The organism is Streptomyces sp. NPDC023157, from assembly GCF_055560575.1.
This window is the reverse complement of sequence record NZ_JBVHIL010000010.1, coordinates 442,524-463,438: the sequence shown is the minus strand read 5'-3', so window position 1 is coordinate 463,438 and position 20,915 is coordinate 442,524. Positions and strand designations below refer to the sequence as shown.

Here is a 20,915-nt window from a genome sequence, read left to right as displayed (position 1 = left end):
AGCACGGGTATGAACGCGCAGCAGGAGACGCAGCGGCTCATGGCCGAGTCGGTCACGCTCGCCTACGACCAGCGGGTCATCGCCCGCGACCTCAGCGTCGCGATCCCCGACAACTCCTTCACGGTCATCGTCGGCCCCAACGCCTGCGGCAAGTCCACCCTGCTGCGCGCCCTCTCCCGGATGCTCAAGCCCACCCACGGGCGGGTCCTGCTCGACGGGCAGGCGATCCACTCGCTGCCCGCCAAGAAGGTCGCCAAGACCCTCGGCCTGCTGCCGCAGTCCTCCATCGCCCCCGACGGCATCACCGTCGCCGACCTCGTCGCCCGCGGCCGCTACCCCCACCAGGGGCTGCTGCGCCAGTGGTCGCCCGAGGACGAGCGGATCGTGCGGGAGTCGATGGCCTCGACCGGGGTCGCCGAACTCGCCGAGCGGTACGTCGACGAGCTCTCCGGCGGGCAGCGGCAGCGGGTCTGGATCGCCATGGCCCTCGCCCAGCAGACCCCGCTGCTGCTCCTCGACGAGCCGACCACCTTCCTCGACATCCAGCACCAGATCGACGTCCTCGACCTGTGCGCCGAACTCCACGAGACCCAGGGCCGCACCCTCGTCGCCGTCCTGCACGACCTCAACCACGCCGCCCGTTACGCCACCCACCTCATCGCCTGCCGCGACGGCGAGGTCGTCGCCGAGGGGCCGCCGTCCGAGGTGGTCACGGCGGAGCTCGTCGAGCGGGTCTTCGGGCTGCGCTGCCAGGTCATCGAGGACCCGGAGACCGGCACGCCGCTGGTCGTGCCGGCGGGGCGCAAGGCCCGCGCCTCCCGGAAGGTGCCGGAGCCCGCGCTGCGGGGGTGACGGCCCACCCCCGGGCGGGTCCTACAGCAGCGACCGCAGCCGCAGCAGGTCGCGGAAGCCCGCCTCCAGGCCGACCCGGCCGGAGGCCCAGGCCTTCGCGAAGTTCAGCTCGCCGTCCACCATCGCCACCAGGTCGTCCCCGGTCATCCGCAGACGGATCTGGGCCTTGCCGGGCGGCGGGCCCGCGACGGTGTCCTCGACCTCGATCCGGCCGTCCACGAGACGGCCGGTGAAGGTCGTGTCGAGATCGGTCAGGTGGCAGCTGAGGGTGCGGTCGAACGCGGCGGCGCCGCGCACCCCGCCGTCCGCCCGCGCGAGGTTGTCGGAAAGTCTGCTCAGTGCGCCGCGGCACTCCGTGATCGTCGCCATCGCCGTCGACGGTACCCCAGCGCTTCGCGATAGCGTCGGGGCATGAGTGACGCGCACCCGAACCCCGCCGGTGTCGGGCGGGCCGACGGCGACCCGGCGGACCTCGCCGAGGACCGCCTCCCGCCGGGCCCCGACCCGCGGGCGGACCCGTACGCGGACCCGGGGACCGACCGGCATGCGGACCCGCGTACAGACCCGCGTACAGACCCGCGTACAGACCCGCGTACAGACCCGCGTACAGACCCGCGTACAGACCCGCGTACAGACCCGCGTACAGACCCCTACGAGCCCGCCGGAGCCGCGCCGCTCGGCGTCGCGCGGACCCCCACCGGGCGGCCCGCCGTCGACGCGCTCCTGGACCGGCTCGGCGACGCCGACCACCTCACGGCCGACGGACACCTCGACGTGTACGAGGATGTACACCGTGGGCTGCGCGCCGAGCTGACCTCGCTCGACGAGCGCCCCGCCCCCCGTCCGTACGACAACAGGAGCTGAACCGAACGTGGCAGGAGTGGTCCGCCGCCGTCTCGACGCCGAGCTGGTACGGCGCAAGCTGGCGCGCTCGCGCGAGCACGCCAGCCAGCTGATCGCCGCGGGCCGGGTGAGCGTCGGCAAGACCGTCGCCACCAAGCCCGCCACCCAGGTGGAGACGGCCGCGGCCATCGTCGTCGTCCAGGACGACGACGACCCCGACTACGTGTCGCGCGGCGGGCACAAGCTGGCCGGCGCGTTCGCCGCCTTCGTGCCGCAGGGGCTCCGGGTGGAGGGCCGGCGCGCCCTCGACGCGGGCGCCTCCACCGGCGGCTTCACCGACGTCCTGCTGCGCGCCGGCGCCGCCCACGTCGTCGCCGTCGACGTCGGCTACGGGCAGCTCGCCTGGTCGCTGCAGAGCGACGAGCGCGTCACCGTGAAGGACCGCACCAACGTGCGCGAGCTGACCCTGGACGCCATCGACGGGATCCCCGTCGACCTCGTCGTCGGCGACCTGTCCTTCATCCCGCTCGGCCTCGTGCTGCCCGCCCTCGCCGCCTGCACCGGGCCCGGCGCCGACCTCGTCCTGATGGTCAAGCCGCAGTTCGAGGTGGGCAAGGAGCGGCTCGGCACCGGCGGGGTCGTCCGCAGCACCGAACTGCGCGCCGACGCCGTGAAGAACGTGGCCCGGCGGGCGGGAGAGCTCGGACTCGGTGTCCTCGGCGTCACGGCGAGCCCGCTGCCCGGGCCGTCCGGCAACGTCGAGTACTTTCTGTGGCTGCGGGCCGGGGCGCCCGCCCTTGATCCGGCGGACGTCGACCGCGCCGTGGCGGAAGGACCTCGTTGAGCACTGGTTCGAGCACCTCGACCGACAGCACCCGTACCGTCTTCCTGCTCGCGCACACCGGCCGGCCGGCCGCCGTGCGCAGCGCCGAACTCGTCGTCCTCGGGCTGCTCCGCAGCGGCATCGGGGTCCGCGTCCTGGAGGCGGAGGCGGCCGACCTGCCGCTGCCGCCGTCCGTCGAGAAGGTCCCGGAGGCCTGCTCCGACGCGCTCGACGGCTGTGAACTCCTCGTCGTCCTCGGCGGCGACGGCACCTTGCTGCGCGGCTCGGAGTTCTCCCGCGCCTCCGGGGTGCCGATGCTCGGCGTCAACCTCGGGCGGGTCGGCTTCCTCGCCGAGGCCGAGCGCGACGACCTCGACAAGGTCGTCGACCGGGTCGTGACCAAGGCGTACGAGGTCGAGGAGCGGATGACCCTCGACGTCACCGTCTACCAGAACGGCGACGTCCTGCACCGGGACTGGGCGCTCAACGAGGCGGCCGTGCAGAAGGTGTCCCCGGAGCGGATGCTGGAGGTCGTCCTCGCCATCGACGGGCGGCCGGTGACCGGCTTCGGCTGCGACGGCGTCATCTGCGCGACGCCGACCGGCTCGACCGCGTACGCCTTCTCGGCCGGCGGGCCGGTGATCTGGCCCGAGGTCGAGGCGCTGCTCATGGTGCCGATCGGGGCGCACGCCCTGTTCGCCAAGCCGCTGGTCACCACGCCCGAGTCGGTGCTCGCCGTCGAGGTCGAGCCGCACACCCCGCACGGGGTGCTGTGGTGCGACGGGCGGCGGACGGTGGAGCTGCCGGCGGGCGCCCGGGTCGAGGTCCGGCGCGGCGCCGTCCCGGTCCGGCTCGCCCGGCTGCACCACGCCTCCTTCACCGACCGGCTGGTGGCGAAGTTCGCCCTGCCCGTGTCGGGCTGGCGCGGCGCGCCGCACTGACGGCGGCCGGTCCGGAGGTCCACTCCGGTGGGTGACACAAGGCCCCTCCGACCTGCGGGTTCGCCCTCGGTCGGCAGGGGCCGTCGCACAGCGGTGCTCCGACCTCGTATGGTCTTCTCCGTGTTGGAGGAGATGCGGATACGGTCGCTCGGAGTCATCGACGACGCTGTGGTCGAGCTGTCGCCAGGGTTCACCGCGGTGACCGGTGAGACCGGTGCGGGCAAGACCATGGTGGTGACCAGCCTCGGGCTGCTGCTCGGCGGGCGCGCCGACCCGGCGCTCGTACGGATCGGGGCGGCGGCCGCCGTCGTCGAGGGGCGCATCGCGCTGCCCCCGGGCGCGCCGGTCGCCCTGCGCGCCGAGGAGGCGGGCGCCGAGCTCGACGAGGGCGCGCTGCTCGTCAGCCGTACCGTCTCGGCCGAAGGGCGTTCCCGCGCGCACCTGGGGGGCCGCTCCGTCCCCGTGGGGCTGCTCGCCGAGCTCGCCGACGAGCTGGTGGCCGTGCACGGTCAGACCGACCAGCAGGGGCTGCTCAAGCCGGCCCGGCAGCGAGGCGCCCTCGACCGGTACGCCGGCGACGCCGTCGCCGTGCCGCTCGGCGCGTACGGCGAGGCGTACAAGCGTCTGCGGGCCGTCACCGCCGAGCTGGAGGAGATCACCACCCGGGCCCGGGAGCGGGCCCAGGAGGCCGATCTGCTGCGCTTCGGGCTCACGGAGATCGAGGCCGTCGCACCGCTGCCCGGCGAGGACGTCGAGCTGGCCGCCGAGGCGGAGCGGCTCGGCCACGCCGAGTCCCTGGCCTCCGCCGCCGCCCTCGCGCACGGCGCGCTCGCGGGGCAGCCCGAGGACCCCGAGGCCGTCGACGCGACGACGCTCGTCGCGGGCGCGGGCCGGGCCCTGGAGGCCGTACGGGCGCACGACCCGGCCCTCGCCGCGCTCGCCGACCGGATGGGCGAGATCTCCATCCTGCTCTCCGACGTCGCGGGCGAGCTCGCCGGATACGCCGACGACCTGGACGCCGACCCGCTGCGGCTCGCCGCCGTCGAGGAGCGGCGCGCCGCGCTCACCCAGCTCACCCGCAAGTACGGGGCCGACATCGCGGACGTCCTCGGCTGGGCCGAGGAGAGCGCGACCCGGCTCACCGAGCTGGACGGCGACGACGAGCGCGTCGACGAACTGACCGAGGAACGGGACCGGCTGCGCGACGAGCTGTCGGTGCTCGCGCAGCGGCTCACCGACGCCCGTACGGAGGCGGCGGCCCGCTTCGCCGACGCCGTCACCGCCGAACTGGCCTCGCTGGCCATGCCGCACGCGCGGGTGTCGTTCGCGATCCGGCAGACCGAGGACCCCGACGGCGTCGAGGTCGGCGGCCGCCGGGTCGCCTACACGCCGTCCGGCGCCGACGAGGTCGAACTGCTGCTCGCCCCGCACCCGGGCGCCCCGCCGCGGCCCATCGCGAAGGGCGCGTCCGGCGGTGAGCTGTCCCGGGTGATGCTCGCGGTCGAGGTCGTCTTCGCCGGGACGGACCCGGTGCCGACGTACCTCTTCGACGAGGTCGACGCGGGCGTCGGCGGCAAGGCGGCCGTCGAGATCGGGCGCCGGCTCGCCAAGCTGGCGAAGACCGCGCAGGTCGTCGTCGTCACCCACCTGCCCCAGGTGGCGGCGTTCGCCGACCGACAGCTGCTCGTGGAGAAGACCAACGACGGCACCGTCACCCGCTCCGGCGTCACCGTCCTGGAGGGCGAGGACCGGGTGCGGGAACTGTCCCGGATGCTCGCGGGCCAGGAGGACTCCGAGACCGCGCGGGCGCACGCCGAGGAACTCCTCGCGACGGCGCGGGCCGACGCCTGATGGGCCGGCTCGGCGGCTTCGCCGTGGCGGCCGGGGTGTCCCGGGGCGTGTACGAGGGGCTGCGGCGGTGGCGTGACCCCCGCTGGGAGCGCGTCAACCACGCCGGGCGGGGCGTCCCCCTGTACGCGGGGCCCGCGACCGCCCTCGGGGCCGCCGCGGGCGCCGGGGCGGGGGCCGGTGGCGCTCCCGTCGCCCTCGTCGTGCTCGCGGCCGGGGCGTGCGGGGCGTACGACGACGTCCGGGGCGACGGGCGGCGCGGGTTCCGGGCGCATCTGGCGGCGCTGCGGGGCGGTGAGGTGACCAGCGGGGCCGTCAAGCTGTTCGGGATCGGCGCCGCCTCCCTCGTGGCCGGGGCGCTGCTCAAGGAGCGTCCGCTCGACAAGGTCCTCGCCGCGACCGTCATCGCCGGGACCGCCCACCTCGTCAACCTGGCCGACGTACGGCCGGGCCGCGCCGGGCTCGTCGTCCTCGCGCTCGGCGCGCCCGGGCTGCTGCGGGGGGCGCGGGCCGCCGCGCCCATGGGGGCCGTGGCCGCCGTCCTCGGCGACGACCTCGCCGAGGAGACCATGCTCGGCGACACCGGCGCGCACGCGCTGGGCGCGGCCGTCGGCGCGGCCGTCGCCGCCGGGAACGGGCGGCTCGGGCTCGCCGTCCACGCGGTGGGTCTGGTCGCGGCGGCGGTGTACGGGGAGTGCGCCGACTGACGCCCCGGGCATCCCTCGTGTGGGTGAACCCCGTCGGTGAGTTGAGGCGCTCGACACGGCAACGACGTCACTTCGGTGCCGGAACGTGCGTACGGACTGGCATCCTTGGGCGCGTGACGCAGCTCCGTACCATCCAGGTGCTCGGCGGCGGCAGCGCGGGAAGCAGCGCGCACGTCAGATCACTTGCCTCGGGGCTGGTGGAGAGGGGCGTGCGGGTGACCGTGTGCGCCGCGCCCGAACTCGACCACGCCTACGACTTCGTGGGCGCCGGCGCGCGCTTCGTGCCGACCCCGCGGCACGGCGGGCCCGCGACGGTCGCCGCGCTCCGCAACCTCGCCATCGGCGCGGACGTCGTCCACGCGCACGGCCTCGACGCGTCCGTGCGGGCCGCGCTCGCCCTGTCGGGTGGCGGGCCGCGTCTTCCGCTCGTGACGACCTGGCACACCCGCGGCCGGCCGGCCGGCGCGCGGGCCGGGCTCGTCCGGCTCCTGGAGCGAAGGACCGTACGGGCGGCGGCCGTCGTGCTCGGCACCTCCTCCGAGCTGGTCGACCGGGCGCGGCGGCGCGGCGCCCGGGATGCGCGGCTCGCGCCGGTGACCGTACCGGCCTCGCACGCCCCGGTCTGCCTCCACGACGGCAAGGCGCGGGCCGAACTCGGCGCCGTGGCCCGGCCGTTGATCATGGCGGTGGGCGCACTCCAGCCGGGGCGCGGGTACGGGATGCTGCTCGACGCGGCGCGCGTGTGGCGGGACCTGGACCCGCAGCCGCTGCTCGTGATCGCGGGGGAGGGGCCCCAGCGGGCGGCGTTGCAGCGGCGGATCGAGGCGGAGCGGCTCCCCGTGCGGCTCATCGGGCGCCGGGAGGACGTGGCGGAGCTGCTCGCGGCGGCGGACGTCGCCGTCCTGCCGTCCCGCTGGGAGGCCCGCTCCCTGCTGGCGCAGGAGGCCCTCCGGCTCGGCGTGCCGCTCGTGGCGACGGCCGTCGGCGGCGTGCCGGAGCTCGTCGGCGACGCGGCCGAGCTCGTGCCGTACGGGGACGCGGAGGCGTTGGCCGGGGTGGTCCGGGAGCTGCTGGACGATGCCGAGCGGCGGATGGACCTGGCGGCGGCGGGGCGGGTGCAGGCGCGGACCTGGCCGACGGAGGACGAGACGATCGCGCATGTCCTGAGCGTGTACGACGAGTTGGCGGGACGGTAGGGCCGGCTTGCGGCCGTGGCTCCGCCCCGCCCGCCCCCGTGTGCCCCCCCCCGCGAGCCCGGCATGATCCGAAAGACAGGCCCTATGCCGTGTGGCGTCTGGCTCTGAGGGCCAGGGACAGGGCCAGGACGGTCTGGGGGTCGTCCAGGTCGGTGCCCAGGAGTTCGGAGATGCGGGCCAGGCGGTTGTAGAGGGTCTGGCGGTTGAGGTGGAGTTCGCGGGCTGTTTCCGCCTTGCGGCCCGCGTGCGCCAGGTAGGTCTCCAGGGTGGGGAGGAGCGGAGGGCGGGACGTGCGGTCGTGGTCGCGGAGGGGGCCGATCGCGCGGTCCACGAAGGCCGCCAGGTCGGGGTGGTCCCGCAGGCGCCACAGGAGCAGGTCGGTGTCGAGGCGCCGGGCGTCGTACCAGGGCAGCTCCGACAGGCCCTGCGCCGCCGTCGCCGTCTCCGCCGCGTGCCGCAGGCCCGCCGACGCGGCGGCCCAGCCGCCCGCGACGCCCACCACGACGACCGGCGGGTGGACGCCGGACCTCTCCAGACCGGCCCGCTCCACACCGGCCCGCAGCGCCGCCGCGACCCGGTCGGCGACCGCGGTGCGTTCCGACTCCGAGCGCAGGCCGAGGAGGAGTGGCACCCGGCCCTCCACGGGGCGGACGCCCAGCAGGACGGGGACGCCGACGGAGGAGAGCTCCTCCAGGACGGCCCGGGCGAGCAGCGCCCAGTTGCCGGAGGCGGACAGTTCGGAGGCCAGTCGCATGACCACCGGCAGCAGCGGTCCGTCGCCGGGCTTGAAGCCGAGGACCCGGGCCTGCGCGGGGGCGTCCTCGGCCGAGATGCGCCCCTCGGCGAGGTCGGTCAGGAAGTCGCCGCGGCCGCGCGCCGCCAGCTCCTCCTCCTGCCGGGCCTGCATCAGGACGACCGCGAGCAGCCCGGCGGCCCGCTCGGCGGCCATCCGGTGCACGGGGGCGAGCGGCGTGGAGACGGCGAGCAGGACGAGGCGGGCCCGTACGCTGCCCGAGCCGGGGCCTCCGCCGGGCACGTCGACGAGGACGGAGCCGACCGGCGGTCCGGACTCGCGGGCCGCCCGCTGGCCGCGCAGCCCGTCCCAGACCTGGAGCGGGTCGGCGGGCCCGGACTCGGTGCCCGCCGCGTACAGGAGCTGTCCGTCGGCGGTCTCCAGGAAGACCGGGTTGAGGGAGAAGTCGGCGAGGATGCGGAGCACCTGCGGCACCCCGCCGCCGCCGAGCAGCGCCTCGGTGCACTGCCGGTGGACCTCCTCGGCCTGGCGCTCGAGGGCGTAGTGGCCGTTGACGATCTCGGTGTGGATCTCCTCCGTGACGGCGACGAAGGGGACCTCGCGGTGCAGCTGGACCAGGGGGAGGCCGGTGGTCCGGGCGGTCTCCACTATCGTCGCGGGGAGGCGGGCGAAGCGCGGGCCGAGCTCGACCACGAGGGCCGCGATGCCCCGCTCGGCGAGCCGCCGGACGAAGGCGCGCTGCTCGGCCGGCCGGGTGCCGAGCCCGAGCCCCGTGGTGAGCAGCAGCTCGCCGCCCTTGAGCAGCGAGGCGATGTTCGGCACCTCGCCGGCGTGCACCCAGCGCACGGTGCGGTGCAGCCGGTCGGCGCCGGCGACGACCTCCGGGAGCCCGCTGCGCAGGCCCGGTAGTTCGAGGGCCCGCTGCACGGTGATCCCGCCCTGATTGTCCATGGGGCCGGACGCTACCCGCGTACGGGTTCCGGGGACATCACCGGGGCGTTACCGGACCCGACAGTTCGTACACCAGGGCGACAACTCGTCGCCTCGTGGCGGGAATTGCACGACCGCCTGTCGATTGTGGCCTACGTCACTCCGGAGGATGCTCTCGCGCCATGGCAGAGAACCCCACCCCAGAGGTCCACCGGCTCAAGGCGAACTCGGTCGGTCTCGTCGGAGTCGTCTTCATGGCGGTCGCGACGGCGGCCCCGATCACGGCGATGACCGGCAACCTCCCCATCGCCGTCGGCTTCGGCAACGGCGTCGGCGCACCGGCCGGCTATCTCTTCGCGACCGTCGTCCTGACCGTCTTCTCGGTCGGCTATGTGGCGATGGCGAAGCGGATCACCGCCGCCGGCGCCTTCTACGGCTTCATCTCGCACGGCCTCGGCCGGATCGCCGGCATGGCCTCCGGCATGCTCGCCGTCCTCGCGTACATCGTCTTCGAGGCCTCGATCGTCGGTGTCTTCGCCTACTTCGCCAAGACGACCGTGGCCGACCAGCTCGGAGTGGACCTGCCGTGGGTCGGGTACGCGGCGGTGATGCTCGCGATCACCGCCGTCCTCTCGTACTTCGACATCAACCTCACCGCCAAGGCGCTCGGGGTGATGCTGGTGGCCGAGATCGCGGTGCTGTTCGCCGTCGCCACGGCCGTCCTGATCGCCGGGGGCGGCCCGGACGGCATCCCGCTGGAGCCGGTCAACCCGAAGAACGCCTTCACCGGCGCCTCCGCCGGACTCGGCCTCTTCTTCGCCTTCTGGTCGTGGGTGGGCTTCGAGTCGACCGCGATGTACGGGGAGGAGTCCCGCGACCCCAAGCGGGTGATCCCGAGGGCGACGCTGATCTCCGTCGTCGGCGTCGGGCTCTTCTACATCTACGTCTCCTGGATGACGATCGCCGGCAACGGCCTGGCCGGTTCGGTGAAGCTGTCCGCCTCCGCCAGCCCCCTCGACCTGTTCTTCGCGCCCACCCAGTCCTTCATCGGCGCCTGGGCCGTCGACGCCTTCCAGTGGCTGCTGCTCACCGGCTCCTTCGCCTGCGGCATGGCCTTCCACCAGTGCGCCTCCCGCTACCTGTACGCCATCGGCCGCGAGGGCTTCCTCCACCCGGCGCTGGGCCGCACCCACGCCCGGCACGGCTCGCCGTACATCGCGTCCTTCGTGCAGAGCGTCATCGCCGTCGTCCTCGTCGGAGCCTTCTGGCTCACCGGCCAGGACCCGTACATCCACCTCTACACACTGCTCGCGATCCTCGGCACGATGGCGATCCTCATCGTGCAGACCCTCTGCTCCTTCGCCGTCATCGGCTACTTCCGCAAGAACCACCCCGAGGACCGGCACTGGTTCAGGACGCTGACGGCCCCGCTCCTCGGAGGCATCGGCATGACCGCCGTCGTCGTCCTGCTCGTGATGAACATGCAGACGGCGGCCGGGCTCGCCGCCGACTCCCTCTTCTTCGAGGCCATCCCCTGGATCGTCGGCGTCGTCTTCTTCGGCGGCCTCGGCCTCGGCCTCTACCTCAAGGTCCGGCGCCCCGAGCGCTACGAGATCATCGGCCGGATCGTCCTGGAGGACGCCGCCGAGCGCGCCGACGACCGCACGGAGCCCGCCCCCGCCGCCGTACCGCAGAGCTGATCCCCCTCCCCACCGACGATCCCCAGGAGCGCCCCATGGCACGCACCCACCCGATGCACCTCCTGAAAAGACTGGCCGCCGAGCACGCCGCGGCCCGGCGCCTCGGCCTCCCCGTCGACGAGGTGCGCGGCCTGCAGGCCGACGGGCCCGGCCGACGCACCCTCCTCACGTACGCGGCCGCCGCCGGACTCGCCGTCTCCGTCGGACCGGCCCTGCCCGCCGCGGCCGCCACACCGGACCCGCCGGTCAAGGACGGCGCCCGCGTGGCCGTCGTCGGCGCCGGAATCGCCGGACTCACCGCCGCCCTCACCCTCCAGGACGCGGGCCTCAGCCCCGTCCTCTACGAGGCCAACCCCGACCGCGTCGGCGGCCGGATGTGGACCCAGCGCGCGCACTGGGCGTACGGGCAGACCTCCGAGATCGGCGGCGAGCTCATCGACACCAGCCACAAGAAGATCCTGGAGCTCTGCCGCCGCTTCGGCCTGGCCACCGAGGACTTCCTCGGCGGCGGACCCAACGGGGCCGAGGAGGTCCTCTGGTTCGACGGCGCGTACTACCCGCGCGCCCAGGCCGACGCGGACTTCAACGCCGTCTACCAGGCGCTCCACCGCGACCTGTCCGACGCGGGCGAGGTCTACTGGAACCAGACCACGCCTACCGGCACCGCGCTCGACGACATGTCGCTGTACGAGTGGATCGAGCGCCGCGTCCCCGGCGGCCACACCTCCCGGCTGGGCCGCTTCCTCGACGTCGCCTACAACGTCGAGTACGGCGCCGACACCACCGACCAGTCCGCGCTCGCCCTGGTCCTGCTGATGGGCTACCAGACCAATCCGGGCAACTTCAACGTGTGGGGCCTGTCCAACGAGCGCTACCACATCGTCGGCGGCAACGACCTGCTCCCCAACGCCGTCGCCGGGGCGCTCCGCCCCGGCACCCTGCGGATGGGCTGGTCGCTCGACGCCGTACGCGCCAACTCCGACGGCAGCCAGACGCTCACCTTCACCGAGGCGGGCGCCACCCGGACCGTCACCGCCGACCACACCGTCCTGTGCGTGCCGCTGCCCATCCTCCAGCGCCTCGACCTCACCCGGGCCGGCTTCGACCCGCTCATGACCAACCTGCTGCGGGACGCCCGGATGGGCGCCTGCACCAAGCTCAACATGCAGTTCGCCACCCGCCCCTGGCGCGGCACCGGCCCCTGGCCCGGGGTCTCGGCGGGGGACTGCTTCACCGACACCGAGGTCCAGCAGACCTGGGACACCACCAAGGTCCAGGGCGGCACCGGCGGCATCCTCCTCCAGTACGGCGGCGGCAGCCTGGCCCGCTCGCTCACCCCGGCCACGCCCTTCGCCACCGAGTCCGACCCGTACGTGCGCGGCCTCGTCACCCGCCGGCTGGCGGGCATCGACGCCTTCTTCCCCGGCACCTCCCGGACGTACACGGGCCGCGCCCAGCTCTCCGCCTGGCACCGGAACCCGTTCGCGCTCGGCGCCTACTCGTACTGGCCGGTCGGCTACCTCCACCGGTACGCCGGCTACGAGGGCGTCGCCCAGGGCCGGATCCACATCGGCGGCGAGCACTGCTCGTACGACTTCCAGGGCTTCATGGAGGGCGGCGCCACCGAGGGCGAGCGGGCCGCGAAGGAGGTGATCGCGGCCCTGCGGTGAGAGCTCAGGCGGCCGGCGCGATGTTGTGGTTGAAGCGGAAGACGTTGTCGGGGTCGTAGGCGGCCTTGACCCGGGCCAGGCGCCGGTAGTTGTCGGCGCCGAAGCCCTCGACCACCCGCTGCCGACCCTCGTCGCCCGTGAAGTTGAGGTAGACGGCTCCCGTCGACCACGGCTGCGCGGCGGCCCGCACGTCCCGCACCCACCGGACGGCCCGGTCGTCGTCGGCCGGGTCCTCCCACACCGCGAACGGGTGCAGCGCCCACTTCGCGGTACGCCACGGGATCGGGTACTCCGCCGGCCCCGCGGCCAGCCGCCCGCCCATCGGGAACAGCACGTGCTGCATGCCGGACGGCACGATCATGTCGTCGGCGCGGGCGCAGAAGGCGTCGACGGCCTCGTCGGGGAAGCCGGTCAGATACTCGGCCGACCAGTAGTTCCGCATCCCCGGCGGGTCGTCGAGCATGCACTGGAAGTCCGCGTACGGCATGTCCATGAGCAGCTCCACCGACGGCTTCAGCGCGTACAGCGGCGCCGCCAGCTCCCGCGCCCGTTCCGCGGGCCCGGCGAAGGTGATGAGCGCCCCGGCCAGCAGGGTGCCCTGGAGCTCGTCCGGGATGAACGGCTCGGGCGGCGCGTTCAGATAGATCCCGCCGCCGCCCGCCTCGTCCGGCGCGTCGGCCAGCACGTCCCGGTACGCGCGGATCACCTCGGGTCCGGCCTCGCTCGGGAAGAGCAGCATCACGAAGCCGAACTCCGGCAGCGGGTGCACCCGCAGCGTCAGCGAGGTCACCACGCCGAAGTTCCCGCCGCCGCCGTGCAGCGCCCAGAACAGGTCCGGGTTCTCCTCGGCGTCCGTGTGGACGTGCTTGCCCTCGGCCGTGATCAGCTCCGCGGCGAGCAGGTTGTCGCAGGCGAGGCCGAACTTCCGCTCCAGCCAGCCCGACCCGCCGCCCAGCGTGAACCCGCCGACCCCGGTCGTGGACGCCCGCCCGCCGGTCACCGCCACGTGGAACGGCTGGCAGGCACGGTCGAGATGGCTCATCGTGGCGCCGCCCGCCACCCGGGCCGTCATGTGCTCGGGATCCGCGACCACCGCGTGCATCCGCCGCAGGTCCACCACGAGCCCGCCGTCGTTGAGCGCCGAACCGGCGACACTGTGGCCGCCGCCGCGCACCGCGACCGGCAGTCCCGTCTCGCGGCCGAACAGCACCGCGTTGGCGACGTCCTCCGGGGTCGCGCACTGGGCGATCACGGCGGGACTCCGGTCGATCATCGCGTTGAAGACGACCCTGGCCTCGTCGTAGCCGGGATCGCCGGGGGTGAACACCTCGCCCGCGAGGTCCTCGCGGAGGCCCGCGAGGGCGCTGTCCGGAACGGCGGTGGTGTGGGGAGCCATGGGATGCCCCCCTTTCGTGGGGGGACAGGACACCTTCATCGTAGGGCGGCGGCCCGTCCCCCGCGTGTTGGCGCCGGTCGGCGCTCGTGGGTGGGTTCAGCCCCCGTACGCGCCCGAGGCCGTCAGCCGCAGCGCCGTGTCGATCAGCGGGACGTGGCTGAAGGCCTGCGGGAAGTTGCCCACCTGCCGCTGGAGCCGGGGGTCCCACTCCTCGGCGAGCAGCCCCAGGTCGTTGCGGAGCGCGAGCAGCCGCTCGAACAGCTTGCGGGCCTCGTCGACCCGGCCGATCATCGCCAGGTCGTCGGCGAGCCAGAACGAGCAGGCCAGGAACGCGCCCTCGTCGCCCTCCAGACCGTCCACGCCCGCCTCGTCGCCGGCGGTCGGGTAGCGCAGCACGAAGCCGTCCTCCGTGGACAGCTCCCGCTGGATCGCCTCGATCGTGCCGATCACCCGCTTGTCGTCCGGCGGCAGGAAGCCCATCTGCGGGATCAGCAGCAGCGAGGCGTCCAGCTCCTTGGAGCCGTAGGACTGCGTGAAGGTGTTGCGTTCCTTGTCGTAGCCCTTCTCACAGACGTCCCGGTGGATGTCGTCGCGCAGCTCGCGCCAGCGCTCCAGCGGGCCGTCGGCGTCACCGGACTCGATCAGCTTGATCGTGCGGTCCACCGCCACCCAGGCCATCACCTTGGAGTGCACGAAGTGCCGGCGCGGGCCGCGCACCTCCCAGATGCCCTCGTCCGGCTGGTCCCAGTGGGTCTCCAGGTAGCGGATCAGCTTCAGCTGGAGCAGCGAGGCGTAGTCGTTGCGGGACAGTCCGGTCATGTGCGCCAGGTGCAGCGCCTCGGTGACCTCGCCGTACACGTCCAGCTGGAGCTGGTTGGCGGCCCCGTTGCCGACCCGGACCGGGCCGGAGTTCTCGTAACCCGGCAGCCAGTCCAGCTCCGCCTCGCCGAGCTCCCGCTCGCCGGCGATGCCGTACATGATCTGCAGGTTCTCCGGGTCGCCGGCGACGGCTCGCAGCAGCCAGTCCCGCCAGGCGCGGGCCTCCTCGCGGTAGCCGGTGCGCAGCATCGAGGAGAGGGTGATCGCCGCGTCCCGGAGCCAGGTGTAGCGGTAGTCCCAGTTCCGTACGCCGCCGATCTCCTCCGGCAGGGAGGTGGTCGGCGCGGCGACGATCCCGCCGGTCGGCGCGTAGGTGAGCGCCTTCAGGGTGATCAGGGAGCGGACCACGGCCTCCCGGTAGGGGCCGTGGTACGTGCAGTGGTCGACCCACTCGCGCCAGAACTCGGCGGTCGCCGCGAGCGAGCCCTCCGGGTCCGGCAGCGACGGCGGCTCCTTGTGGGAGGGCTGCCAGGAGAGGGTGAAGGTGATCCGGTCGCCGGGGGTGACGGTGAACTCGGAGTAGGTGGTGAGGTCCTGGCCGTGGGTCTCGGCGTCGGTGTCCAGCCACACGGAGTCCGGTCCCGCCACGGCCACCGTGCGTTCGCCGACCTTGTGCACCCAGGGCACCACCCGGCCGTAGCTGAACCGCATCCGCAGCGCGGAGCGCATCGGCACCCGGCCGGTGACGCCCTCGACGATCCGGATCAGCTGCGGGGCCCCGTCGCGCGGGGGCATGAAATCGGTCACCCGGACCGTGCCGCGTGGGGTGTCCCACTCCGACTCCAGGACGAGCGAGTCGCCGACATAGCGGCGGCGGTCCGCGTGTGGCGCCGGCGAGCCCTCGGGTCCGGCGGGTCCCACCCGCCAGAAACCGTGCTCCTCGGTGCCGAGCAGTGCCGCGAAGACGGCGTGCGAGTCGAAGCGGGGCAGGCAGAGCCAGTCGACACTGCCGTCCCGGCAGACCAGGGCGGCGGTCTGCATGTCTCCGATGAGTGCGTAATCCTCGATGCGCCCGGCCACGTGCTCCACTCCAGATCGAACGGCCACGTCGCCCGTGGGGCGACGTCCTACAGGTCAGCGGTCAGGGGATCGTTGACGAGCTCTGGTCCGGGGGAGGGCGGGGGTGGTGCCGTGCCGGTCCGGCTCGGCAGCGCGTCCGAGCAGGATACGACGCACCCTAGTGACCGGCGGCGCCGATCTTGTAACACTGCTGCTCCGATCGGGTGAACGGCTCTTGACCCCGTGCAGGGTCCCGGCCGTGCCCCCGCCGCAGCTCCCGGGCCGAGCCGCCCGGCCCACGGCGTGTCGCGGTGCGTGTGCACCCGACTGCCCCGTGTGGCCGGAAGCGGTCTCCCGATGTCGCTGATACCCTGGTACCCCGTGGACCGGTGGGAAACGGCGACAGCCGAGGACCCCGCAACCGCAGCGACGGCACCCCCCGATTCTTCCGGAGGGGACGCCGGTACGCACCTCCAGAACGCGACCACGGGAGCCCCCTCTTGGCGATGCCGCCCAACACCACGACGACCAAGCACATCTTCGTCACCGGGGGTGTCGCGTCCTCCCTCGGCAAGGGCCTGACCGCCTCCAGCCTGGGTGCGCTCCTCAAGGCCCGGGGCCTGCGGGTCACGATGCAGAAGCTCGACCCGTACCTCAACGTCGACCCGGGCACGATGAACCCGTTCCAGCACGGCGAGGTGTTCGTCACCAACGACGGCGCCGAGACCGACCTGGACATCGGCCACTACGAGCGCTTCCTCGACGTCGACCTCGACGGCTCGGCCAACGTCACCACCGGCCAGGTCTACTCGCAGGTCATCGCCAAGGAGCGGCGCGGCGAGTACCTCGGCGACACCGTCCAGGTCATCCCGCACATCACCAACGAGATCAAGTCCCGCATCCGCCGCATGGCGACGGACGAGGTCGACGTCGTGATCACCGAGGTCGGCGGCACGGTCGGCGACATCGAGTCGCTGCCCTTCCTGGAGACCGTCCGTCAGGTCCGCCACGAGGTCGGCCGCGACAACGTCTTCGTCGTGCACATCTCGCTGCTGCCCTACATCGGCCCCTCCGGCGAGCTGAAGACCAAGCCGACCCAGCACTCGGTCGCCGCCCTGCGCAACATCGGCATCCAGCCCGACGCGATCGTGCTGCGCGCCGACCGCGAGGTCCCGACCGCCATCAAGCGCAAGATCTCGCTGATGTGCGACGTCGACGAGGCCGCCGTGGTCGCCGCGATCGACGCGAAGTCGATCTACGACATCCCGAAGGTGCTGCACACCGAGGGCCTGGACGCCTACGTCGTCCGCAAGCTGGACCTGCCCTTCCGCGACGTGGACTGGACCGTCTGGGAGGACCTCCTGGACCGCGTCCACAACCCCGACCACGAGGTCACCGTCGCGCTCGTCGGCAAGTACATCGACCTGCCCGACGCCTACCTGTCGGTCACCGAGGCCATGCGCGCCGGCGGCTTCGCCAACAAGGCCCGGGTCAAGGTCAAGTGGGTCACCTCCGACGACTGCAAGACCCAGGCCGGCGCCGAGAAGCACCTCGGCGACTGCGACGCGATCCTCATCCCCGGCGGCTTCGGCGACCGCGGCGTGAGCGGCAAGGTCGGCGCCATCCAGTACGCCCGCGAGAAGAAGGTGCCGCTGCTCGGCATCTGCCTCGGCCTGCAGTGCATCGTCATCGAGGCGGCGCGCAACCTGGCCGACATCCCCGAGGCCAACTCCACCGAGTTCGACCCGGCCACCGCGCACCCCGTCGTCTCGACGATGGAGGAGCAGCTGGCGTACGTCGAGGGCGCGGGCGACCTGGGCGGAACGATGCGCCTGGGCCTCTACCCGGCCAAGCTGGCCGAGGGCTCCGTCGTCCGCGAGACCTACGACGACCAGCCGTACGTGGAGGAGCGCCACCGTCACCGCTACGAGGTGAACAACGCGTACCGCGCGGAGCTGGAGAAGAAGGCCGGTCTGGTCTTCTCCGGCACCTCCCCGGACAACAAGCTGGTGGAGTTCGTCGAGTACCCGAAGGACATCCACCCGTACCTGGTCGCCACCCAGGCGCACCCGGAGCTCAAGTCCCGCCCGACCCGCCCGCACCCGCTCTTCGCGGGCCTGGTGAAGGCGGCCGTCGAGCGCAAGACGGGCAAGACGGCCCAGTAGGTCGCCGGCGTTACCGTTGCCGGGGTACGGGTCCCTTCCGGGGGACGCGTACCCCGGTTTTCGTATGTCGTACACGTTCATGCGCGGTCATGCGCGTTCATGTGGGAGGACAGCTGATGCAGGTGCAGGACACCCCGGAGGAGTGGCGGGTCGTCGCCACGACCACCCCCTTCAAGGGAGCCAAGACGAGTGTCCGCACGGACGACGTGGTCATGCCGGACGGCTCGGTCGCCCGCCGTGACTACCAGGTCCACCCCGGCTCGGTCGCGGTCGTCGCCCTGGACGAGCAGGACCGGATCCTGCTGATCAAGCAGTACCGGCACCCGGTGCGCGGGAAGCTGTGGGAGATCCCGGCCGGGCTGCTCGACGTGGTCGGCGAGAACCCGCTGCACGCGGCGCAGCGCGAGCTGTACGAGGAGGCGCACGTCAAGGCCGAGGACTGGCGGCTCCTCGCGGACGTGTACCCCAGCCCCGGCGGCTCCGACGAGGCCGCGCGGATCTTCCTCGCGCGCGGCCTGTCCGAGGCGGAGGGCGAGCGGTACGAGGTCTCCGACGAGGAGGCCGACATGGAGCTGGCCCGGGTCCCGCTGGCGGAGCTCGTCCGCGGCGTCCTCGCCGGCGAGCTGCACAACACCTGCCTGGTGGTCGGCCTCCTCGCGCTCCACGCGGCGCTGAACGGGGACGGCCCGGACGCGCTGCGGCCCGCCGACGCGCCCTGGCCGGCGCGCCCCTTCGAGGCGTAACCCCGGGGCGGGGGCGCCGGGCACGGCGTTCCCGGGGCACGGCGCTCCCGGGGCGGCGCGGTCGGGGCGCGGTCGGGGCGCGCCCGGGCACGCGGCGCGGATACGGGCTCGGCGCGGGGGAGCCCCACCCCCCTCCGGTCAGACAATCCAGTGATCCGATCGGGGGATTTGTCCGCCGCGCTCCGCCGGGTCCGCACCATGCCCTGAACTACGCTCGGAAGCGCCCGTGCGGACCCCCCGCGGGCTCGGCTCGTGCGCAGGTGGACGGGAGCGTGGCCCGTGACGGATCAGGCGGTCGGGGTTACCCCCGGACGAAGCCTGGGGGAGGTCGGCGCCTTGCAGTTCTACGGTCGCCAGCGGGAGTTGAAGTCCCTGCGCGCCGACATCGAACGCACCGGTCTCGACACCCTCACCGGCCGCAAGGCACCCCGCGCACGGGTCCTGCTGATCGCCGGCAAGCCCGGCTCCGGACGCACCGCCCTCGCCGAGGAACTGGTCGCGGGACTCACCGCCGACTACCCCGACGGCGTGTTCCGGGTCCGGCTCACCGAACCCGGCGGCGACCCCGTCCCCACCGGCCGCGCCGCCCAGGAACTGCTCACCGCGCTCGGCGTGACCGAGCCCCCCGGCGCCGCCGACGACGAGCTCGCAGCCCTGGTCCGCGCCGCCTTCGCCGACCGCCGGGCCCTGCTGATCCTCGACGACGCCGTCGACGCCGAACAGGTCGACCCGCTCCTCCCCGACAACCCCGACAGCCTCGTCGTCGGCGTCTCCCGCGGCCCGCTCACCGGCATCCCGGACGTCCGGCCCTGCACCCTCGGCGGCCTCGACCCCAAGTCGGCCATCGAACTGCTCACCGCCTTCACCGGCTCGGTCCGCGTGACCGTCGACCCGCAGGCCGCCGAGACCCTGGCCGAGGAGTGCGGCGGATTGCCCGGCGCGCTCGTCCTGGCCGGCGGCTGGCTCGCCGCCCGGCCCAAGGCCTCCGTCGCCGACCTCGCCAAGCGGCTGCGCGCCCTCACCGGCGACCCGGTCACCCGCGCCTTCACCCTGGTCCACGCGTCGCTGCCGCAGCCGGCCGCCCGGATACTGCGACACCTCTGCCTCGCCCCGCTGGGCCGGGCCGACGCCCACACCGCCTCCGCCCTGGCCGGCTGCTCGGTCTCCGCCGCGGCCGCCACCCTCGCCGACTTCGCCGCCCTCGGACTCGTACGGGAGCTCCCGGGCGGCGACGGACAGTACGAGCTCGCCGCGCACCTCGTCCCGCTGCTGCGCGCCCAGCTGGAGGAGTGCGACCGGCCCGCCGAGACGCAGCTCGCCCGGGCCCGGATGCTGGAGCGGACCGTCCGGCTCCTCCAGTCCGGCCGCGCGGTCACCGAACCTGAGGGGTCCCCGGCCCGCCGCAAGCTGGCGGGGCTGCCCCGCGCCCTGCGCTTCCCGAACGCCGCCACCGCCGCCGCCTGGCTGGACAGCCGCCGGCCCGTGCTGCTCGCCGCGGCCCGGCTCGCCGTCGCCGACGGGGAGCTCGACACCCTGGCGCGCCGGCTGATCGCCGCCCTGGTCCGGGCGCTGACCGCGCACCGGGGTGCCGAGGCGGCGGCCCCCGACCTCTACGGGCTGCACAGGCTCGTGCTGGACGTCGCCGAGCGGCGCGGGCTGCACCGGGAGCGGGCCGCGGCGCTGCTGAACCTGGCCGACCTGGATGCGAGGACCGGGCGCACTCAGGACGCATTGCTGCGATATCGGTCGGCATTGGAGGCCGGTAGGGAAGCAAATGACCCGTACGCGGTGGGTCGTGCAATGGAATCCGTAGGTGGCGCGTACCAGGAGCTGGGAGACTGGCACCGGGCCGGCGACTGGTACGGCAGGGCGCTGGCCCAGCGGCTGGCCCGCGACGAGCGGGCCGACCAGGCCCGGCTCTACGGCCGGCTCGGCGCGGTGCACACCTACGCGGGCCGTTACGGCGAGGCCCTGCGCAGCTGGCGGGCGGCCGCGGCCGGCTACCGCAGGCTCGCCGATCTCCCGGGCTACGCACGGGCGTTGAGCGAGGCCGCCCGGGTCCAGGAGTACGCGGGGCGCCCCGAGGAGTGCCTGCGCAGCTGCGAGGAGGCGATCGAGTGGGCCCGGCGCGCGAAGGACGTACGGCTCCAGGCGGCGCTCCAGCTCCGGCTGGCCGACACGCTGGACCGGCTCGGCGACCCGGCGGCGGCACGACTGCACAGGTCGGCGGCGGAAAGACTGTTGGGAAGCGAGCGTTCCGCCTACGAAATCCGTAGTGCTTCTGTCGAAGATTAGTACTTTGAAAGGCTAGACAGCGGGAACTCCTTCATTAGACTGGGTGAGCCGCGTTCGGTCGCGGTCTGTGCCGGTGCGCCGCAGTGCATCCGGGTATGTATGGCTCTGCCGGGCTTCTCCGGTGCGGTCACACCGCAGTCACCCCCGCTTATTCCACTGATTCAAGGACCGTGA

At 73.7% G+C, this 20,915-nt stretch carries 15 protein-coding genes and 1 pseudogene; 12 read left to right on the top strand and 4 right to left on the bottom strand.

Going from position 1 to position 20,915, the window contains the following annotated elements; translation table 11 throughout:
* Window positions 1–9: 9 nt before the first annotated feature.
* Window positions 10–852: an ABC transporter ATP-binding protein gene (locus tag ACZ3ZE_RS32885; protein ID WP_361170200.1), complete on the top strand. Its 843-nt coding sequence runs from the start codon at window positions 10–12 to the stop codon at window positions 850–852.
* Between the two features lie 21 nt (window positions 853–873).
* Here the strand turns inward: ACZ3ZE_RS32885 and ACZ3ZE_RS32880 are convergent, their stop codons facing one another.
* A complete protein-coding gene (locus ACZ3ZE_RS32880) occupies window positions 874–1,221 on the bottom strand; it encodes an SCP2 sterol-binding domain-containing protein (RefSeq protein WP_361623126.1) in 348 nt (115 codons plus the stop codon).
* A gap of 282 nt (window positions 1,222–1,503) precedes the next feature.
* Here ACZ3ZE_RS32880 and ACZ3ZE_RS32875 point away from each other — a divergent pair.
* The 6 genes and pseudogenes from ACZ3ZE_RS32875 to ACZ3ZE_RS32850 all read left to right on the top strand — a co-directional run.
* Window positions 1,504–1,716: pseudogene (locus ACZ3ZE_RS32875) on the top strand (hypothetical protein); the annotation flags it as partial.
* Window positions 1,717–1,723: 7 nt separating this feature from the next.
* Window positions 1,724–2,539, top strand: a complete 816-nt coding sequence (locus ACZ3ZE_RS32870) for a TlyA family RNA methyltransferase (RefSeq protein ID WP_361170191.1) — start codon at window positions 1,724–1,726, stop codon at window positions 2,537–2,539.
* Window positions 2,536–3,459, top strand: coding sequence for an NAD kinase (locus ACZ3ZE_RS32865; protein ID WP_361170188.1), 924 nt, complete (start codon window positions 2,536–2,538; stop codon window positions 3,457–3,459). Before ACZ3ZE_RS32870 ends, ACZ3ZE_RS32865 begins: the two co-directional genes overlap by 4 nt.
* Window positions 3,460–3,567: 108 nt before the next feature.
* The gene (recN, locus tag ACZ3ZE_RS32860; RefSeq protein ID WP_361170185.1) at window positions 3,568–5,310 is read left to right on the top strand and encodes a DNA repair protein RecN; all 1,743 of its coding nucleotides are present in this window, start codon (window positions 3,568–3,570) and stop codon (window positions 5,308–5,310) included.
* Window positions 5,310–6,014 carry a hypothetical protein gene (locus tag ACZ3ZE_RS32855; protein WP_361170182.1) on the top strand — a complete coding sequence of 235 codons (705 nt, stop codon included), beginning with the start codon at window positions 5,310–5,312 and terminating at the stop codon, window positions 6,012–6,014. The genes recN and ACZ3ZE_RS32855 overlap by 1 nt, the downstream gene beginning before the upstream one ends.
* Before the next feature lie 113 nt (window positions 6,015–6,127).
* Window positions 6,128–7,210, top strand: coding sequence for a glycosyltransferase family 4 protein (locus tag ACZ3ZE_RS32850; RefSeq protein ID WP_363292765.1), 1,083 nt, complete (start codon window positions 6,128–6,130; stop codon window positions 7,208–7,210).
* A gap of 82 nt (window positions 7,211–7,292) precedes the next feature.
* On the opposite strand, the gene ACZ3ZE_RS32845 is transcribed toward ACZ3ZE_RS32850, so the two are convergent.
* Complete coding sequence (locus ACZ3ZE_RS32845; protein WP_361170176.1) at window positions 7,293–8,915, bottom strand: PucR family transcriptional regulator; 1,623 nt, start codon at window positions 8,913–8,915, stop codon at window positions 7,293–7,295.
* Between the two features lie 161 nt (window positions 8,916–9,076).
* Between ACZ3ZE_RS32845 and ACZ3ZE_RS32840 the strand changes: the two genes are divergently transcribed.
* A complete protein-coding gene (locus ACZ3ZE_RS32840) occupies window positions 9,077–10,594 on the top strand; it encodes an APC family permease (protein WP_361170173.1) in 1,518 nt (505 codons plus the stop codon).
* Between the two features lie 35 nt (window positions 10,595–10,629).
* The gene (locus ACZ3ZE_RS32835) at window positions 10,630–12,264 is read left to right on the top strand and encodes a flavin monoamine oxidase family protein (protein ID WP_467261684.1); all 1,635 of its coding nucleotides are present in this window, start codon (window positions 10,630–10,632) and stop codon (window positions 12,262–12,264) included.
* A 4-nt stretch (window positions 12,265–12,268) separates the two neighbouring features.
* Here ACZ3ZE_RS32835 and ACZ3ZE_RS32830 read toward each other — a convergent pair whose 3' ends face one another.
* Both ACZ3ZE_RS32830 and ACZ3ZE_RS32825 read right to left on the bottom strand, forming a co-directional pair.
* A complete protein-coding gene (locus ACZ3ZE_RS32830) occupies window positions 12,269–13,660 on the bottom strand; it encodes an FAD-binding oxidoreductase (protein WP_361170167.1) in 1,392 nt (463 codons plus the stop codon).
* Window positions 13,661–13,756: 96 nt separating this feature from the next.
* A complete protein-coding gene (locus tag ACZ3ZE_RS32825; RefSeq protein ID WP_467261682.1) occupies window positions 13,757–15,559 on the bottom strand; it encodes a glycoside hydrolase family 15 protein in 1,803 nt (600 codons plus the stop codon).
* A 485-nt stretch (window positions 15,560–16,044) separates the two neighbouring features.
* Between ACZ3ZE_RS32825 and ACZ3ZE_RS32820 the strand changes: the two genes are divergently transcribed.
* The 3 genes from ACZ3ZE_RS32820 (at window position 16,045) to ACZ3ZE_RS32810 (ending at window position 20,741) form a co-directional block, all read left to right on the top strand.
* Window positions 16,045–17,703, top strand: a complete 1,659-nt coding sequence (locus ACZ3ZE_RS32820; protein WP_361170272.1) for a CTP synthase — start codon at window positions 16,045–16,047, stop codon at window positions 17,701–17,703.
* A 116-nt stretch (window positions 17,704–17,819) separates the two neighbouring features.
* Complete coding sequence (locus tag ACZ3ZE_RS32815) at window positions 17,820–18,446, top strand: NUDIX hydrolase (RefSeq protein WP_361170161.1); 627 nt, start codon at window positions 17,820–17,822, stop codon at window positions 18,444–18,446.
* Window positions 18,447–18,725: 279 nt separating this feature from the next.
* Window positions 18,726–20,741 (top strand): AAA family ATPase, encoded by a 2,016-nt coding sequence (locus ACZ3ZE_RS32810; RefSeq protein ID WP_363292763.1) that lies wholly within the window; start codon window positions 18,726–18,728, stop codon window positions 20,739–20,741.
* The last annotated feature ends 174 nt before the right edge of the window (window positions 20,742–20,915 follow it).

Excerpts from the sequence above, each read along its gene's own strand:
- ACZ3ZE_RS32885 (WP_361170200.1), top strand. The coding sequence starts at position 10 with ATGAACGCGCAGCAGGAGACGCAGCGGCTCATGGCCGAGTCGGTCACG.
- ACZ3ZE_RS32840 (WP_361170173.1), top strand. The coding sequence starts at position 9,077 with ATGGCAGAGAACCCCACCCCAGAGGTCCACCGGCTCAAGGCGAACTCG.
- ACZ3ZE_RS32815 (WP_361170161.1), top strand. The coding sequence starts at position 17,820 with ATGCAGGTGCAGGACACCCCGGAGGAGTGGCGGGTCGTCGCCACGACC.
- ACZ3ZE_RS32830 (WP_361170167.1), bottom strand. The coding sequence starts at position 13,660 with ATGGCTCCCCACACCACCGCCGTTCCGGACAGCGCCCTCGCGGGCCTC.
- ACZ3ZE_RS32845 (WP_361170176.1), bottom strand. The coding sequence starts at position 8,915 with ATGGACAATCAGGGCGGGATCACCGTGCAGCGGGCCCTCGAACTACCG.
- ACZ3ZE_RS32855 (WP_361170182.1), top strand. The coding sequence starts at position 5,310 with ATGGGCCGGCTCGGCGGCTTCGCCGTGGCGGCCGGGGTGTCCCGGGGC.
- ACZ3ZE_RS32820 (WP_361170272.1), top strand. The coding sequence starts at position 16,045 with ATGCCGCCCAACACCACGACGACCAAGCACATCTTCGTCACCGGGGGT.
- ACZ3ZE_RS32880 (WP_361623126.1), bottom strand. The coding sequence starts at position 1,221 with ATGGCGACGATCACGGAGTGCCGCGGCGCACTGAGCAGACTTTCCGAC.
- ACZ3ZE_RS32835 (WP_467261684.1), top strand. The coding sequence starts at position 10,630 with ATGGCACGCACCCACCCGATGCACCTCCTGAAAAGACTGGCCGCCGAG.
- recN (WP_361170185.1), top strand. The coding sequence starts at position 3,568 with ATGGTCTTCTCCGTGTTGGAGGAGATGCGGATACGGTCGCTCGGAGTC.